The sequence below is a fragment of the Enterobacter sp. DVT3837 genome (assembly GCF_056238685.1).
The window spans coordinates 108194-125513 of sequence record NZ_JBWDLA010000002.1; the positions used below are offsets into that span (position 1 = coordinate 108194).

Annotated in this window: 12 protein-coding genes; 1 reads left to right on the forward strand and 11 read right to left on the reverse strand. The window is 56.0% G+C overall.

Going from position 1 to position 17320, the window contains the following annotated elements; genetic code table 11:
• Positions 1–201 precede the first annotated feature (201 nt).
• Positions 202–1254 carry a class I fructose-bisphosphate aldolase gene (gene fbaB, locus AC0XWG_RS15420; protein WP_028016348.1) on the forward strand — a complete coding sequence of 351 codons (1053 nt, stop codon included), beginning with the start codon at positions 202–204 and terminating at the stop codon, positions 1252–1254.
• A gap of 68 nt (positions 1255–1322) precedes the next feature.
• Here fbaB and yegS read toward each other — a convergent pair whose 3' ends face one another.
• The 11 genes from yegS to AC0XWG_RS15475 form a co-directional block, all read right to left on the reverse strand.
• Entirely contained in the window at positions 1323–2222 is a 900-nt protein-coding gene (gene yegS, locus AC0XWG_RS15425; RefSeq protein WP_134707753.1) for a lipid kinase YegS, read from the reverse strand.
• Positions 2223–2398: 176 nt separating this feature from the next.
• Entirely contained in the window at positions 2399–3004 is a 606-nt protein-coding gene (locus AC0XWG_RS15430) for a hypothetical protein (RefSeq protein WP_028016350.1), read from the reverse strand.
• A gap of 7 nt (positions 3005–3011) precedes the next feature.
• On the reverse strand, positions 3012–3977 hold the full coding sequence (locus AC0XWG_RS15435) for a hypothetical protein (RefSeq protein WP_028016351.1): 966 nt from the start codon (positions 3975–3977) through the stop codon (positions 3012–3014).
• Positions 3978–4393: 416 nt separating this feature from the next.
• Positions 4394–5755 (reverse strand): prephenate-dependent tRNA uridine(34) hydroxylase TrhP, encoded by a 1362-nt coding sequence (gene trhP, locus AC0XWG_RS15440; protein ID WP_049008242.1) that lies wholly within the window; start codon positions 5753–5755, stop codon positions 4394–4396.
• A 155-nt stretch (positions 5756–5910) separates the two neighbouring features.
• The gene (locus AC0XWG_RS15445; RefSeq protein WP_028016353.1) at positions 5911–6243 is read right to left on the reverse strand and encodes a YegP family protein; all 333 of its coding nucleotides are present in this window, start codon (positions 6241–6243) and stop codon (positions 5911–5913) included.
• Between the two features lie 134 nt (positions 6244–6377).
• Entirely contained in the window at positions 6378–7100 is a 723-nt protein-coding gene (gene baeR, locus AC0XWG_RS15450) for an envelope stress response regulator BaeR (RefSeq protein ID WP_028016354.1), read from the reverse strand.
• Positions 7097–8500, reverse strand: coding sequence for an envelope stress sensor histidine kinase BaeS (gene baeS / locus AC0XWG_RS15455; RefSeq protein WP_028016355.1), 1404 nt, complete (start codon positions 8498–8500; stop codon positions 7097–7099). The genes baeR and baeS overlap by 4 nt, the downstream gene beginning before the upstream one ends.
• Entirely contained in the window at positions 8497–9912 is a 1416-nt protein-coding gene (gene mdtD / locus AC0XWG_RS15460; protein ID WP_129325217.1) for an MFS transporter, read from the reverse strand. The genes baeS and mdtD overlap by 4 nt, the downstream gene beginning before the upstream one ends.
• Entirely contained in the window at positions 9913–12990 is a 3078-nt protein-coding gene (gene mdtC / locus AC0XWG_RS15465) for a multidrug efflux RND transporter permease subunit MdtC (RefSeq protein ID WP_475680795.1), read from the reverse strand. It lies immediately after the preceding gene.
• Complete coding sequence (locus AC0XWG_RS15470; RefSeq protein WP_475680796.1) at positions 12991–16113, reverse strand: MdtB/MuxB family multidrug efflux RND transporter permease subunit; 3123 nt, start codon at positions 16111–16113, stop codon at positions 12991–12993.
• On the reverse strand, positions 16113–17315 hold the full coding sequence (locus AC0XWG_RS15475) for an MdtA/MuxA family multidrug efflux RND transporter periplasmic adaptor subunit (RefSeq protein ID WP_475680797.1): 1203 nt from the start codon (positions 17313–17315) through the stop codon (positions 16113–16115). The genes AC0XWG_RS15470 and AC0XWG_RS15475 overlap by 1 nt, the downstream gene beginning before the upstream one ends.
• Positions 17316–17320: the final 5 nt, after the last annotated feature.

Here is a 17320-nt window from a genome sequence, read left to right on the forward strand (position 1 = left end):
ATAATACCTTTTAAATACCTTTGTGGCGAATGTTTGATCGGTGTAACAGTTTTGTTGTACACGAAACGAGCCAGCAGATTGCGCTGAAAAAAATGCAAAAGCTGGAAAATCTGTTAAGTCGGTACCAGGCTTAGTCTGCCCGCAAATATGTGGGAATGGATTACATTCACCGACATGACGTCGGACTTACGGGAGTATCACATGACTGATATTGCACAGTTGCTTGGCAAAGACGCCGACAGCCTTTTACAGCATCGTTGTATGACCATTCCAGCCGACCAGCTCTATCTGCCTGGTCACGACTATGTTGACCGCGTAATGGTTGATAACAACCGTCCGCCTGCGGTCCTGAGAAATATGCAGACGCTCTACAACACCGGCAGACTCGGCGGCACCGGGTATCTCTCTATCCTGCCGGTAGATCAGGGGGTTGAACATTCGGCCGGTGCATCTTTTGCGGCTAACCCGCTCTATTTCGATCCAAAGAACATTGTTGAGCTGGCGATTGAAGCGGGCTGTAACTGTGTGGCGTCGACCTATGGCGTGCTGGCATCCGTTTCACGTCGCTATGCCCACCGTATTCCATTCCTGGTGAAGCTGAACCACAACGAAACCCTCAGCTACCCGACAGAATATGACCAGACCCTCTACGCCAGCGTAGAGCAGGCGTTCAATATGGGCGCGGTAGCCGTCGGGGCGACCATCTACTTCGGTTCCGAGCAGTCGCGCCGTCAGATTGAAGAGATCTCTGCGGCATTTGAGCGCGCGCACGAGCTGGGGTTGGTGACGGTGCTGTGGGCGTACCTGCGTAACTCGGCGTTCAAAAAAGACGGCGTGGACTATCACGTGTCCGCTGACCTGACCGGCCAGGCGAACCACCTGGCGGCGACCATCGGCGCAGATATCGTGAAGCAGAAAATGGCTGAGAATAACGGCGGGTACAAAGCGGTAAACTTTGGTTACACCGATGACCGTGTCTATAGCAAGCTGACCAGCGATAACCCTATCGACCTGGTGCGCTACCAGCTGGCGAACTGCTATATGGGACGTGCGGGGCTTATCAACTCCGGTGGTGCGGCGGGCGGTGATACCGACCTGTCCGACGCGGTACGTACGGCGGTGATTAACAAACGCGCGGGCGGCATGGGGCTGATACTGGGCCGTAAGGCGTTTAAGAAATCAATGGCCGATGGCGTGAAGCTGATCAATGCCGTTCAGGATGTGTATCTGGACAGTAAAGTAACGATTGCCTGACGCCTCCATCTCCCTCTCCCGGTGGGAGAGGGTTGGGGTGAGGGCATCATCGTGCACTGTGTAAAACATCAGCGCAAAAGCGCACAATCCGGCGGCAATCTGCATTGTAGCGCGCCGGGCAAAACTTCTATGCGGAAATGCTTCCCGCTCAATGGCTCTCCGTCCAGATTAAACGTCATCCCGTGCGGAGCATCCACTTCAAACCATGCTGATTCCCCGTCAATAATATTCGGGCTCTCTTCCGGGCGGGTCAATGTGGTAAACAGTGCGGGCAGCAGTCCATCACCTGTGAAAATACGCAACTGCAGCTGACCGTCATTAATCAGCGCTTCCGGGCAAAGCTGCTGCCCACCGCCTGCCTGACGGCCATTACCGATACCAATCACCAGCGCGTCACCTTGCCACTGAAAATCTTCACCGCGAATTTCACAGCGGTCTGGCTTTAGGGTGTCCATTCGCATCAGTCCATGGATCAGGTATGAAACACCACCCAGCGCCGCCTTCAGTTTTTCCGGCGTTTCGCTGGTAATGCGCGTACCAAATCCGCCGGTCGCCATATTGATAAAGCAGGTTTTGTCATTCACCTGGGCAATATCCACGGCGGTGGCCTTGCCAAGGATTGCCAGCTGGAGTGCTTTCTCTAAATCTTCCGGGATCCCGACGCTGGTAGCAAAATCATTGGCGGTACCGAGCGGCAAAATCCCCATCACCGGGCGGTTGGCCTGGTTTAAATCAATCAGGGCAGACGCGATCTCATTGATGGTGCCATCACCGCCGCCGGAAATAATGGTTTTGACACCCAGGCCGAGCGCTTCATTGATATAACGTGCCGCGTCGCCTTTTTCCCATGTCACTCGCACGTGGATACGCGCACCGTCTTCACGCAAAACCTGAATTGCCTGACGCAACAGATCGTTGCCTGCACTTTTGCCATTGAGAATCAATAAACTGTCTGGATAGGTTGCCATCCGCGCTGCTCCCTTTTTTAGCGTTAGTAAGAGTGTATAGCAGGGAGGAAAAAAGCGCGTAAGAACAGGATGAAAGGGAAAAAATAAGCCTGTGTAAAAAGGGGCTCCTTTACAACGAAAGATGTCCCCCGTGTTGTTGACTCTTTGTACGGCTTTCGCTCAATAGACTCTTACCGTCAACCTTTGAGGCCTGCCATTTGCTTTGCCTCAATTTTCAACTGCTTACGCCAAACCCGATTATGTAGCGTTAGAGCGATTGAACGGTAAAAGACCGATGTATTCATCCACGCGATATTCAGGCAGAAAAATACCAGCCCTAAAAAAGAAGTTATTTGTGGTGTGTAATTCTCAACAGAGCCGAATAAAAGCGAATTCCACGTCCAGATAAAATAAACGATGTTCATCAAGCCAGTCAGCGTGATAACGGAAATATGCAGTTTATATCCTGTCAAGGAACCCCGGGCAGCCAGGAACATTGTGGTCATCACTATCATGCAATACGCTACTGCTGCCAGGAATACTCCCATCATTACTTTGAATTCAGGTAAGCCGAGCAGACGAAATAGCCACATCCAGACAGAAACTTGTAGCATAGCGTAGCAAAAAATAGTGAGTAAGGTACTTATTGCTAATGGAATGCCTGTCATATGTACACCCACAGGAACACCGAACTGACCTTTTAAGCGATCTTTCAATGATTCAAGCCGTTGGCGATCGTCAGTCGCCATTTCACCTGTTATTACAGTACTTAATGCAAGGCTCTTCTTGATGTAATTTATCATGTCCGGGTCAATAACTTCCTGTAAATGAAAAAGACTGAATCAAACCAAAAACGTATTTACCAGATTGTGTAATATTCTGCGGATTCCTGATTGTACCCGAGACAGCACTTCCAACAAATGCCGAGGAGTTTGAAATGGCATTCAACAGTTCACGCTGTAAGAGCAACTGCAACGCTTCCGATGGATAACGTTTAGGGTAAACCCCAGCTTTCATCGCTGCTTTTACACCTGAATTCGAGATGCCTGGATTTCGGATACGAATGATCTCTTCTGTCAACCTCGAGCGGTCCGCTCGGCTCATTTTTTGCAGCAAAGAGAGTAAACTTTCAGATGTCGAGCGATTGAGAAGACGGTAGGTTAATACAGCGCTTTTTAGACCCGCGGCTGCCCCGGCAAGTGAAATTGCATCGAGAGCGGTATTGGTTGCGGTATACCACTCCTGGGAATCCATCCACGCTATATAGTCATTATGATTCATGGCAATAAGTGACAATCGGCCAAGCCCGTTTGCACACTGAATTCCTGTTGCCACACCACCGGCGACAATCACAGCGGCAACAGCGCCGGAGGAGCCTGCGGTGAGAGGAATGGCCATACCTGCACCTGCGGCGAGGACGACAGTAAGAATTGCGGCTCCGCAAGAAATCGCCGTAGAACCGATCTCGGTCGCTAATGAAGGTGACTGAATCGTAGTCGTCGTAGCCTGGATGGGATTATTCGAAGAGGCATTCACTTTAGTTATGACTACATGACTTACCGAGCTTTCGTTTGGTGTTGCAATCCGTCTTGAGGGTCTTACCAGCCACTGGCGCGCACCGTCTGAATAGATGATCCCAACCTGACTAAAGTTTCGGCTGCAGTCCAACTGACTGGCAAGGGCGGTGAAATTTATATCGCCACCGGAGGCAAGACCAAGACTGCGTGCGAGTTCGTAATCCGGAATATCCTTTGAAATCTGACCAGGAAATGCCATGTTGTCTCTCCATCCATGTGAAATCGTATAGTGCTAAGAAATCAAGAGTAAAGGGCATGTCATGGTTGGGGGTTAGGAATTCTCCGAATAGCATGCCTTTCTGCCAGATCCAACAAAAAGTGCGATGTATGTCATATCCCCCTGATTTTCACAAAAGGTGTTCCCGCAGACGCAGCCCCGACTCTACACTCTTCATACGGTGGGTCTTTGCAGTTTAAATCTTAATAAGTGGACTGAATTTTACAAAAAAATAAGCCCGCGTAAGGGAGATTACGCAGGCTAAGGAGGTGGTTCCTGGTACAGCTAGCATTTATGGGTTATGTTTTTCAGCGCTGAGGATAATACCCGTATTGAACGAAGCGGTATGTGATCCGATTCTAAGAATTATCCCAGCGTGAAAAAATTCCCCTGATTAACTATTTGCTGTGTGGGTTTCGGGTGCTTTCGCCATCGAAATTACGCATCAGCAGTGCGAACTTCAGCTCCACTTCTTCCGGAACCGGCAGCCAGACGGTATGACCGTCACCCGGTGCAACTTCAATCGCTTCACCTTTACCGTTTTCCAGGTGTTCCAGCGTGAAGTTCATGTTGCCTTGCGGGGTCATCAGCTCCAGGCTGTCGCCTTTGGTGAACTTGTTTTTCACCGCCACAGCCGCCAGCGCGCCTTTGCGCTCGCCGGTGAAGTCACCGACAAACTGCTGACGCTCGGAAACGGAGTAGCCGTGCTCGTAGTTCTGGTAGTCGTCGTGGGTGTGACGGCGCAGGAAGCCTTCGGTATACCCGCGGTGCGCCAGACCTTCCAGGGTTTCCAGCAGGCTGGTATCGAACGGTTTACCGGCTGCCGCATCGTCGATCGCCTTGCGATAGACCTGGGCGGTACGCGCGCAGTAGTAATAGGATTTGGTGCGGCCCTCAATTTTCAGTGAGTGCACACCCATCTGGGTCAGACGCTCGACGTGGGCGATGGCGCGCAGATCTTTCGAGTTCATGATGTAAGTGCCGTGCTCGTCTTCAAAAGCGGTCATGTACTCGCCCGGACGTTTGGCTTCTTCAATCATAAATACGCTGTCGGTTGGCGCGCCGATGCCCAGCGTAGGCTCAACGTTGGTCACCGGAATCGGCTCATGCTTATGAACGATGTTGCCGATGTCATCTTCTTTACCTTCCTGGACGTTATACTCCCAGCGGCAGGCGTTGGTGCAGGTGCCCTGGTTCGGGTCGCGCTTGTTGATATAACCGGAGAGCAGGCAGCGGCCGGAGTAGGCCATGCACAGCGCGCCGTGAACGAAGATTTCGATTTCCATATCCGGCACCTGGGTGCGGATCTCTTCGATCTCTTCCAGCGAAAGCTCGCGAGACAGAATGACGCGGGTCAGCCCCATCTGTTTCCAGAACTTTACCGTCGCCCAGTTAACGGCGTTAGCCTGTACGGAGAGGTGAATATCCATCTCCGGGAAGTTTTCCCGAACCAGCATGATTAAACCCGGGTCCGACATGATCAGCGCGTCCGGCCCCATATCCACCACCGGCTTCAGGTCACGGATGAACGTTTTCAGCTTGGCGTTGTGCGGCGCGATGTTCACCACCACGTAGAATTTTTTACCCAGAGCATGCGCTTCGTTGATGCCAAGCTGGAGGTTCTCGTGGTTGAATTCGTTGTTGCGCACGCGCAGCGAGTAGCGAGGCTGGCCCGCGTAGACAGCATCGGCACCATAAGCGAAAGCGTAACGCATATTTTGCAGCGTTCCCGCCGGGGAAAGGAGTTCCGGTTTAAACATGTTTGTTCTCGTTCTGATGACAGGTCAGATCCGCGTGCACCCGGTGCAGCGGTAAGGGGAGATCCCCCACTTTAAGGGCGGGCATTGTAGCGCTGCGGGACGGGGAGGTAAAGCGCCGGGGCGTTACGCCACTAACCCGGCGAGTATAAACTGTGTCAGGTGTTGTCTTTTACGGTCTGGCTCGGACCATTAGTTTTCACTGATGCAATGCCCTTATCCCGCGATTGCTCAGATGCGTACATCTGGCTGGTGCCAATTACCTGATGATTGCCCGCTTTGAGGTTGAAATAAAATTTGCCGTTAGAGGCTGTTTTCTTCTCATAACGTTCCTCCAGCGGGCTGTTTGAGCGCACGGAGGCAATACCGTTCTCAGCGGCACTTTTGGTGGTATACAGCTCACTGGTAAGAATGGTTTCTGCGTTCCCTGCTTTAAGAACAAACCTGAACTGACCATCACTGCTTTTGCTTAATTCGAACCAACCAGACATAAGAACTCCTTGATCGAAAGTGAATTTATCAGTGCCGATGATAAATAAACGCATCGGTAAAGAGAGTATGGTTGATTATCGTGTGGATTCCAGAAATGAAAAACCCGCCGGTGGCGGGTTTGATAGCGAAAATGTCACGCAATCCTGCATGCATCCGCTTCCCATCTATACCCCACGCCATACACCGCGCGAATAAACGACTGCTCGGCATCCAGCGCTTCCAGCTTACGGCGCAGGTTCTTGATATGGCTGTCGATGGTGCGGTCGGTCACCACCCGGTAATCGTCATACAGGCGGTTCAGCAACTGTTCGCGGGAGAAGACTTTCCCCGGTTCGTGGGAGAGGGTTTTCAGCAGGCGGAACTCAGCAGGGGTCAGGTCCAGCATCTTGTTACGCCAGCTCGCCTGAAAACGGCTTTCATCCACAATCAGCGGACTTTCTGCGTCCAGCACCTGCAGTTCACGATGAGGCTTGCAGCGGCGCAGAATGGTTTTCACGCGGGCGACGACTTCACGTGGGCTGTAGGGTTTACAGATGTAATCATCTGCACCGATTTCGAGGCCCAGCAGGCGGTCAATCTCTTCAATTTTGGCAGTGACCATGACGATGGGCACGTCGGAGAAGCGACGAATTTCCCGGCACAGGGTCAGGCCATCGGTACCGGGGAGCATCAGATCCAGCAGGATCAGGTCCGGCGGCGTCTGGCGCACGTACGGCAGCACCTGGTCGCCATGATTAATCAGCGACGGGGCATAGCTTGCCGCGCGTAAATAGTCGATCAGTAACTGCCCAAGTTTCGGCTCATCTTCCACAATCAAAATGCGCGGCGTGTTTTCGTCAATCGGTAACTCAGTCATGCTTCTCTCGATAAATCCCGTTCCAGAGGTAACTCTACTGTAATGCTAACCCCGCCAAAAGGCGAATGGGCGGCGCGGATCGTGCCATTATGCGCCTCAACGATGTTAACGCAAATTGCCAGTCCCAGACCGGAACCGCCGCTGGCACGGTTGCGCGAGCCTTCGGTACGGTAGAAACGCTCAAACAGTTTTTCCAGCTGTGCGTCCTGCACGCCGGGGGTGGAATCGGCAAAGGTCAGGGCAAAGTTCCCGTTTTCCTGTTTGCCGGAGATATGCAGCCCGCCACCGCTGTCGGTGTAGCGCAGGCTGTTTTCCAGCAGGTTGTTGAAAAGCTGCATCAGCCGGTCTTTGTCGCCAAACACCACCGCGCTGTCTGGCAAAGAGAGATCAATTTTCAGATTGCGGCTGGCAAAACGTTCCCGGAAAGCGCCGGTGGTGACTTCCAGGACGCTAATCACGTCGACGGGCGCTTTCTGGTAGGCCAGCGCCCCTTCGTCGGACATAGAGAGCTGGTGGAGGTCATCCACCAGTTTGGTGAGCGTGCCCACTTCGGCCTGCAATGAGGCCACCGATTCAGGCGTGAACTGGCGTACACCATCCTGAATGGCCTCCAGCTCGCCGCGCAGCACCGCCAGAGGGGTGCGCAGCTCGTGCGAAATGTCGGCCATAAAATCGCGGCGCATCTGCTGGTTTTTCTCCAGGGTACTGGCGAGCTGGTTAAAGTCCTGAGCCAGCTTACCCAGTTCATCCTGGCTGCGGGTATCGACGCGGGTCGTGAAATCCCCAGCGGCCAGCTTGTGCGTGCCCTCCACCAGCCGTTTCACCGGGGCGAGCAGACCGCGCGCCAGCGGGAAGGTGGCAAGCGCGGCGAGCAGGGTGGAGAGGGCGACAATCAGCCAGCTTGTCCGACGCTGCTGACGGTCAAAGTTAATATCGGTATTACGCGTCAGGCGCTCCACCGGCGAGGCGATAACCCAGCCGACGGTCGCGTTATTCACTTTGATCGCACGACGGGTGCCGTCCGGCGGAATCGGCGCGCGCGGGCCAACCAGCGGGCGCATATCCTGATCGATCACCCAGAACTGCGTGCGCCAGCCGTGCGGGGGCATGCCAGGCCCAGGGCGATCGTCACCGGTGTCATGCTCAAGCGAGCGCAAGATCTGGAAAATAAAGCGGTCGTTGTTGCGCAGAAAACGCCAGTTGCCGTGCTGGGCGTACTGTTCACTCAGCGCATCGCTTAAGCCCTGTAAACGCTGTTCATTGCCATGCTTGATGTAATCAATAAAACCGCGCTCAAAGCTGATCCGCACGGCCCAGTGCATGGTGATCAGCAGGACAATACAGGTGGCAAATATTGCGACAAAGAGCTTACCGGTAATGCCCGGTCGCCAGAATTTCATGATTCACTCCTTTTACTGCGCCGGATAACGACATTCTTGCTGGTATCATCAGGCACTCTGGCGAAGATGAAAGCGGGCAGGGCGATGATGACCGCCATGCTGAGATAGGTGTATAAAAAGACCTGATGCGCGACCGGGGTATCAACGCTGAGATGGTGTTGTCCGTACATACCGAGCAGTAAACCCGCTACGGTGACGCCCACGCTCATCGACAGTTGCATAACCATCGACAGCAGGCTGTTGCCGCTGCTCGCCAGATCGTCCGGCAGGTCCTTCAGCGTCAGCGTGTTCATCGACGAGAAACGCATGGAGTTAATGATCCCCTGGCAGAACAGCACCAGCGGCAGAACGTAGTACCAGCCCATCAGCGCCACGGCCATAAACAGCAGGCTGACCAGCGCCAGACCCAGCGTGGCGGTTACCAGCACGTGACGGTAGCCAAAGCGGTTCACTACCTGCACCACGATTCGCTTCATTCCCATGCTGCCGAGCACCATCGGGATCATCATCAGGCCCGCGTGGAACGGCGAAAATCCCATTCCGATTTGCAGGAAAACGGGTGTCATAAACGGCAGCATGCCGCTGCCGACTCGCCCGGCGAAGCTGCCGAACAGGCCAAGGCGATAGGTGGGGTTTTTAAACAAGTTCAGGCTGAACAGCGCTTTATCGTTACCTCTGGCGTGCCACAGGTACCACAGTATGGCGGTAACGCCGAGCGCGATCAGGAGCCCGAGCGTCAGGGGCGAAATCCCAAGACCTTTTTGTCCGTCGAGTGCCAGCGTCAGCGTTGCCATTCCTCCCGCCAGCAGGATAAAACCAAAGAAATCAAAGCGTCGGGTTTGCATGGTGTAGTTAGGCATCAGCATCAGCGTGGCAATGGCACCGATGATGCCAACAGGAAGGTTGATTAAGAAGATCCAATGCCAGGACGCGTATTCCACCAGCATACCGCCCAGCGCCGGGCCCAGCAGCGGCCCCACCTGACCGGGAAGAGTCACAAAGGTCATTGCCGCCATGTATTGCTCACGTGGAACAATTTTCATAACTGTTAACCTTCCGACGGGGACCATCATCGCCCCGCCAACACCCTGCAACACCCGCGCCATGATTAGCTGGTCGAGGGTGTTGGCCTGAGCGCAAAACAGCGAACCCGTGGTAAACAAGACGATCGCGGTAAAGAAGATATTCCGCACGCCGACTTTGTCCGCCAGCCAGCCGCTGGCCGGCAGCATCACCGCAACCGTCAGTACGTAGGAGACAATCACCATATGCATATGCAGCGGACTCTCTCCCAGACTTTTCGCCATCGAGGGGAGGGCGGTATTGACGATGGTCGTGTCCAGCGACTGCATAAAGAAGCCGAAGGCGACAATCCATAGTTGCCAGCGAACGTTAGCGGGGAGGTCGGTCATTTATTCGGTCACCGTAGTTCTGTTTTTCCGCGAAAAACGCAGTCGCAGACGGTCAAAGAACAGATAGACCACCGGCGTGGTGTACAGCGTCAGCAGCTGGCTCATGACCAGACCGCCGACAATGGTGATCCCCAGCGGCTGGCGCAGCTCTGAGCCGTCTCCGCCCGAGATAACCAGCGGCAGCGCGCCAAACAGCGCCGCCAGGGTGGTCATCATGATCGGACGAAAACGCAGCAGACAGGCCTGGTATATCGCCTCTTCTGGCGACAGGTTGCCGTTACGCTGAGCATCCAGCGCGAAGTCCACCATCATGATCGCATTTTTCTTCACAATGCCGATTAATAGCATGATCCCGATTAAGGCGATTAAGCTGAATGGCGCACCAAACAACTCCAGCGCAAGCAATGCCCCGACACCCGCCGACGGCAGCGTCGAGAGGATCGTCAGCGGATGAACGTAACTCTCATACAGTACGCCAAGCACAATATAGACCGTGGCAATGGCGGCCAGGATCAAAATCACCTGCGAGTTCATTGTGTCCTGGAATACCTGCGCCGTTCCGGCAAAGCTACCGCGTACGGTAGACGGCACGCCAAGCTGTGTCATCGCGCGGTTGATCGCATCACTGGCCTCGGAAAGTGATGAACCGGCTGGCAGGTTAAAGGAGATGGTCGATGCTGCCGACAACCCCTGATGGTTCACCGACAGCGGCGCGTTGGCAGGCCGCCAGCTGGCAAAGTACGAGAGCGGTATCGCCTTGCCATCGTTATTGATCACAAACATTTTATCCAGGGCACTAATGTCCTGGGTGTAACGCGGATCAACTTCCATCACCACTTTATACTGGTTCATCGGCTGATAGATGGTGGAGATCTCGCGCTGACCGAAGGCATTGTTCAGCAGGCTGTTGGCGGCTTCAACATTAATACCCAGACGTGACATGGTCTCGCGGTCGTAGGTCAGGGCCATCTCTGCACCGTTGTCCTGCTGATCGGAATTCACGTCCGCCAGCTCCGGCAGGGCGGCCAGCGCCTTGCGGATCTTCGGCTCCCACTCGCGCAGGGCGGCCAAATCATCAGAGAGCAGCGTGTACTGATAGCTGGCGTTCGCCTGACGCCCGCCAACGCGGATATCCTGAACGGCCATCAAAAACAGATTGGCACCGGGCTCTTTGGCGAGTTTCACCCTAAGACGGTCAATCACCTGCTGGGCGGTTTCGTTGCGCTCTCCGCGCGGTTTTAGAGTAATAAACATCATTCCGCTGTTGACGCGCGACCCGCCTGTAAAGCCGGTGACGTTATCCACGGCTTTGTCTTCACGAATGATCTTCATAAAGTCCTGCAGCTTGCCGCGCATCGCCTGGAACGAAATGCTCTGGTCAGCCTGAATACCGCCCATCAACACCCCGGTATCCTGTTCCGGGAAGAAGGTTTTCGGGATGGTGATGTACATCCAGACGTTGAGCACAATGGTACCGATGAGCACCAGGCCGACCAGGCGGGTATGGTTCAGCACCCATTTCAGTGATTTGCCGTAGCGCTCCTGTATGGCCATCAGGATGCGACCAAAGCCTTTACGGCGCGGCTGCGAGTGCGGTTGGCTGCGTTTTAACATCCAGCCGCACATCATCGGCGTGAGCGTAAGGGAGATGATCAGCGAAATACCGATAGCGACGGAGAGGGTGACGGCAAACTCCCGCAGTAACCGGCCCGGCAGCCCGCCCATCAGCAGCAGCGGCAGGAACACTGCCACCAGTGACAGGCTCATGGAGAGCACCGTAAAGCCTACCTCGCGCGTTCCCTGAAGCGCCGCCTGTAGCGGTTTGACACCTGCTTCCAGATGGCGGGATATATTTTCCAGCACCACGATGGCGTCATCGACCACAAATCCCGTTGCGATGGTCAAGGCCATCAGCGACAGGTTGTTGAGGCTAAAGCCACACAGATACATGGCGGCAAAGGTACCAATCAGCGACACCGGTACGGCGACTGCCGGGATCAGCGTCGCGCGGCCGGATCGCAGGAACAGGAAGACCACCAGGATCACCAGCGCGACGGAGATAACCAGGGTTTGCTCCACCTCTTCAAGCGAGGCGCGAATGGTTGGGGAGCGATCCTGGGCAATCTGCAAATCGATCTCAGCCGGGATCGTCTCCTGCAACACCGGAAGACGCGCGCGGATGCTGTTCACCGTCTCAATAATGTTGGCTTCCGGCAGCTTGCGGATCATCAGCAAAATCGCCGGTTTGGCGTTGGTCATCCCGGCGTTACGCACGTCCTGCACCGAGTCCGTGACGCTGGCCACGTCGCTTAAACGTACCGCTGCACCGTTGTTATAGTGGACGATCAGCGGCTGATATTCGGCGGCAGTTTTTAGCTCGTCGTTCGTCTGGATCTGCCAGCGATGGCTGTTGTTCTCGACGGCACCCTGCGGTTTACGGACGTTGGCAGTGCTGATGGCGGAGCGCACGTCGTCCAGCGACACGCCCTGGTTGAACAGCGCCTGTGGGTTTAAGCCCACGCGCACGGCGGGCAGGGAGCTCCCGCCGACGCTCACGTCACCGACGCCGTTAATTTGTGAGATTGTCTGCGCCAGCTGGGTAGACGCAAAGTCGTAAAGCTGCCCCTGCGAGTAGGTATCCGAGGTCAGCGTCAGGATCATGATCGGCGCATCGGACGGGTTAGCCTTGCGGTAGGTCGGGCGGCTCGGCATTCCGCTCGGGAGCAGGCTTTGCGCGGCGTTAATGGCGGCCTGCACGTCGCGTGCCGCACCGTTAATATCCCGATCGAAGCTGAACTCCAGAATGATACGCGTGCTGCCCAGCGAGCTGCTGGAGGTCATCTCATTAATTCCGGCAATCCGCCCGAGTGACCGTTCCAGCGGTGTGGCGACTGACGAGGCCATCGTTTCCGGCGATGCGCCAGGCAGCGAGGCGCTAACCATGATCACCGGAAAATCTACCTGCGGCAGGGGAGCCACCGGCAGCAGCCGGAATCCCAGTACGCCGCAAAGGGTGATGGCGAGCGAGATTAAAATCGTCGCCACCGGGCGATAAATGAAGAGGGCGAAAAACTTCACTTATGCCTCCTCTTCACGTTTCGGGAAGCGGCTTTTGGTCCACAGCGCCAGGCGGTCGAACAGCAGGTAGATCACCGGCGTGGTGAAGAGGGTCAGCACCTGGCTCACCAGCAGACCGCCGACCATGCCGATCCCCAGCGGACGTCGCAGCTCCGCGCCGACGCCGGTACTGAGCATCAGCGGCAGCGCGCCCAGCAGGGCGGCCAGGGTGGTCATCAGGATCGGACGAAAACGCAGCAGGCAGGCCTGGAAAATCGCATCGCGCGGGTTCATCCCCTGCTCGCGCTCGGCAGCAAGAGCAAAGTCGATCATCATAATGGCGTTTTTCTTCACGATCCCGATAAGCAGGATGATGCCGATAATCGCAATCACATCCAGCTCGCTACCCGCCAGCATCAATGCCAGCAGTGCCCCGACACCTGCCGTCGGCAGGGTAGAGAGGATGGTGATCGGATGGATAAAGCTTTCATACAGCACGCCGAGCACGATATACATTGCGACCACCGCCGCGACAATCAGCCAGATGGTGTTGCCGAGCGCCGCCTGAAACGCCAGCGTACTGCCCTGGAACTGGGTCTGAATATCGGACGGGAAGCTCAGCGTTTTCTCTGCGGCCAGAATCGCTTCCACGGCTTCGCCAAGAGAATAGTTATCCGGTACGTTGAAAGAAATGGTGGTGGACGGGAACTGGTCCAGATGGTTAATCGACAGCGGGGTATAGCGCTCTTCCACGGTCGAGATGGCGCTTAATGGCACAATTCCCCCGTCTTTGCTGGTCAGGCGTACCGAGTCCAGCCCCGCCAGGCCAGGCGTGTGCTCGGTGTTGTGCTCCAGCACCACGCGATACTGATTCGCCTGAGTGTAAATCGTGGAGATCAGTCGCTGCCCAAAGGCGTTATACAGCGCGTTATCGACGTCTGCCATCGTGATGCCCAGACGGCTGGCGGTGTCACGATTCACATTCACATACGCTGCCAGACCTTTGTCCTGCCAGTCGCTGCTGACGTCAGAGAGCTGCGGCAGGGTTTTTAGCTTATCCACCAGCTGCGGTACCCAGGTGCTGAGGGCATCAAGCGTGGTGGCCTGCAGCGTGAACTGGTACTGGGTGCGGCTGACCTGGGTATCAATGGTCAAATCCTGAATCGGCTGCAGATACAGTTCCACGCCAGGCACGCGCGCCACGGAATCTTGCAGACGTTCAATCACCGCGTTTACGCGATCGTCGCGCTGACTCAATGGTTTAAGGTTGATTTGCAGACGTGCGCTGTTCAGAGAGGGGTTGGTGCCATCCACGCCGACATAGGAGGTCAGGCTCTCCACCGCCGGATCTTTCATGATGATCTCAGATACCTGCTGCTGCCGCTGGGCCATGTTAGCGAAGGAGACCGACTGCGGTGCCTGAAGCGTGCCCTGAATAATGCCGTTGTCCTGAATCGGGAAAAAGCCCTTCGGGATCACGATCCACAGTAAGACGCTGAGCGCCAGCGTACCGAGTGCCACGCCGAGCGTTGCCCACGGATGGTTGAGCACTTTCGCCAGCAGACGTCCGTACGCCGCGATAATACGTTCAAACATGCGTTCGGAGGCGCGGGAGAAACGGTTTTGCTTGCGCAGGGACTCATGGCTTAGCATGCGGGCGCACATCATCGGGGTCAGCGTCAGCGAGACGACCGCAGAAATCAATATGGCGACCGCCAGGGTCACGGCAAACTCGCGGAACAGACGGCCGACGATATCGCCCATAAACAGCAGCGGGATCAGCACCGCAATCAGCGAGAAGGTCAACGAGATAATGGTAAAGCCGATCTCACCCGCACCTTTTAGCGCGGCCGCCAGCGGTTTTTCCCCTTTCTCGATATAGCGCGAGATGTTCTCGATAACCACGATGGCATCATCCACCACGAACCCGGTGGCGATGGTGAGCGCCATCAGCGTCAGGTTATTGATTGAGAAATCGAGGAACACCATCACCGCAAACGTCCCCACCAGCGAGAGCGGGACGGCGACGGCGGGAATGATGGTTGCCGGAACGTTGCGCAGGAACAGATAGATAATCATCACCACCAGCGCAATCGCCAGCATCAGCTCGAACTGGGTGTCGGTGACCGACGCGCGAATATTCGTGGTACGGTCGGAAAGCACCTTCACGCTGACCGATTTCGGCAGGCTTTCGATCAGCTGCGGCAACATGGTGCGGATGCTGTCGGCGGTTTCAATGATGTTTGCGCCCGGCTGACGCTGGACGTTCATCACGATCGCCTGCTGTTTGTTGGCCCAGGCACCCAGCCAGCTGTTTTCCGCTCCTTGTTCGACGGTCGCCACATCACCCAGACGCACCGGCGCACCGTTCTGGTAGGCGATAATCAGCTGACGGTATTCATCGGCGGACTGCATCTGGTCGTTCGCGGAGAGCGTAACGGCACGGGTTGGTCCGTCCAGCGAGCCCTTCGCCGAGTTGACGTTAGCATTGCTGATGGCGCTGCGAATGGTTTCGCTAGTCAACCCCAGAGCGGCAATCGCCTGGGCGTTGAGCTTCACGCGTACCGCCGGGCGTTGCCCGCCCGCCAGCGTGACGAGGCCAACGCCGGAAACCTGAGAAATCTTCTGCGCCACGCGGGTTTCGACCATATCTTCCACCTGCGTCATCGGCATGGCGGAAGAGGTGACGGCAAGCGTCATGATCGGTGGATCCGCCGGGTTCACCTTGCTGTAGACCGGTGGATTAGGCAGGTCTGACGGCAGCAGGTTGGTGGCCGCGTTGATGGCGGCCTGTACCTCCTGCTCGGCGACGTCCAGCGACAGCGTTAGCTGGAACTGCAGCGTCACGACGGATGCGCCGCCGGAACTCTGGGAGGACATCTGCTTCAGGCCAGACATTTGACCGAACTGACGCTCCAGCGGCGCGGTAATGGCTGACGTCACCACGTCCGGGCTGGCGCCAGGATAAAGCGTTACCACCTGAATGGTGGGGTAATCCACTTCCGGGAGCGCCGAAACGGGCAGGAAGCGATAGCCGATAATCCCGGCCAGCAGAATTGCCACCATCAGCAGCGTGGTTGCGACAGGACGTAAAATGAACAGGCGTGACGGCCCACCTGTAGAATCTGGAGGCATGACCTGCATCAGGCTTTCTCCCCCTGTTTTGCAGGCTCAACCACTTCCACTTTCGCCCCTTCGGTCAGACGGTCAATGCCGTCGGTGACCACGCGGTCGCCCGCGGAAAGTCCGGCGCTGATGACCACCATCTGGCTGTCCTGAATCCCGGTTTTCACCAGATGTTTACTGACTTTATTGTCGCTGTTCAGTACCCAGACAAAGTTCCCTTCATTACCCATCTGCAGTGCCGCCGATGGGATCACCACAGCGTTTTCTTCGGTCGCAACCAGCATCCGCGCATTGACGAACTGGTTCGGGAAGAGGGCGTCGTCCTGGTTGTTAAACCGTGCTTTGAGCTTGATGGTGCCGGTGGTGGTGTCGATCTGGTTGTCCAGGCTGAGCAGGGAACCTTCGCTGAGTTTCTGCTTGTTGGTGCGGTCCCAGGCTTCCACCACCAGGCCTTTACCGGCTTTTTGCGCCTGCACCACGGTCGCAATGTCGCTTTCCGGTAGGGTAAAGACTAAATCAATCGGGTGGGTTTGGGTGATCACTACGATGCCCGTGGTGTCGCCGCTTGAGATTTGGTTACCGATATCGACCTGCTTCAGGCCCACGCGCCCGTCAATCGGCGCGGTGATGCGGCTCCAGTCCAGCTGCAGCTGTGCACTGGCGACGGCAGCTTCATCGGCTTTAATGGTGCCCTGCGTTTCGCTGACCAGCGACTGCTGGGTGTCCAGCTCCTGCCGCGATACCAGGTTGGTTTTGACCAGCTGCTGGTAACGCGCTAAATCGCGCCGGGCATTGGCGAGCGTGGCGTTGTCCTTTGCGAGCTGTCCCTGCGCCTGGGCCAGCGCCACCTTGAACTGGCTCGGGTCGATTTCCGCCAACAGATCGCCCGCTTTGACCTGCTGACCTTCCTGGAAGTGAATAGCCATCAGCTGGCCATCGACGCGACTGCGTACTGTTACGGTGTTGGCGGCGGTAATAGTCCCAAGACCTGTAAGATAGCGCGGAACGGCTTTATTCACTGCCGTAGCTGCCTGTACAGGTGCCAGCGCACCGCCGCGCATACCGTGACGCCCTCCACCCGTCGGGCGCTGTGGCTGGCTGGTGGCACCCGCGGGTGCTGCGGAGTTTGCGGATTGACTGTGCCAGTACCAGGCGGCGGCAAGAACCACCACAATGATGCCAGCGGCGATTGCCCAGCGGGATTTATTACGGCCTTTCATCGTTA

Excerpts from the sequence above, each read along its gene's own strand:
- fbaB (WP_028016348.1), top strand. The coding sequence starts at position 202 with ATGACTGATATTGCACAGTTGCTTGGCAAAGACGCCGACAGCCTTTTA.
- yegS (WP_134707753.1), bottom strand. The coding sequence starts at position 2,222 with ATGGCAACCTATCCAGACAGTTTATTGATTCTCAATGGCAAAAGTGCA.
- AC0XWG_RS15430 (WP_028016350.1), bottom strand. The coding sequence starts at position 3,004 with ATGATAAATTACATCAAGAAGAGCCTTGCATTAAGTACTGTAATAACA.
- AC0XWG_RS15435 (WP_028016351.1), bottom strand. The coding sequence starts at position 3,977 with ATGGCATTTCCTGGTCAGATTTCAAAGGATATTCCGGATTACGAACTC.
- trhP (WP_049008242.1), bottom strand. The coding sequence starts at position 5,755 with ATGTTTAAACCGGAACTCCTTTCCCCGGCGGGAACGCTGCAAAATATG.
- AC0XWG_RS15445 (WP_028016353.1), bottom strand. The coding sequence starts at position 6,243 with ATGTCTGGTTGGTTCGAATTAAGCAAAAGCAGTGATGGTCAGTTCAGG.
- baeR (WP_028016354.1), bottom strand. The coding sequence starts at position 7,100 with ATGACTGAGTTACCGATTGACGAAAACACGCCGCGCATTTTGATTGTG.
- baeS (WP_028016355.1), bottom strand. The coding sequence starts at position 8,500 with ATGAAATTCTGGCGACCGGGCATTACCGGTAAGCTCTTTGTCGCAATA.
- mdtD (WP_129325217.1), bottom strand. The coding sequence starts at position 9,912 with ATGACCGACCTCCCCGCTAACGTTCGCTGGCAACTATGGATTGTCGCC.
- AC0XWG_RS15470 (WP_475680796.1), bottom strand. The coding sequence starts at position 16,113 with ATGCAGGTCATGCCTCCAGATTCTACAGGTGGGCCGTCACGCCTGTTC.
- AC0XWG_RS15475 (WP_475680797.1), bottom strand. The coding sequence starts at position 17,315 with ATGAAAGGCCGTAATAAATCCCGCTGGGCAATCGCCGCTGGCATCATT.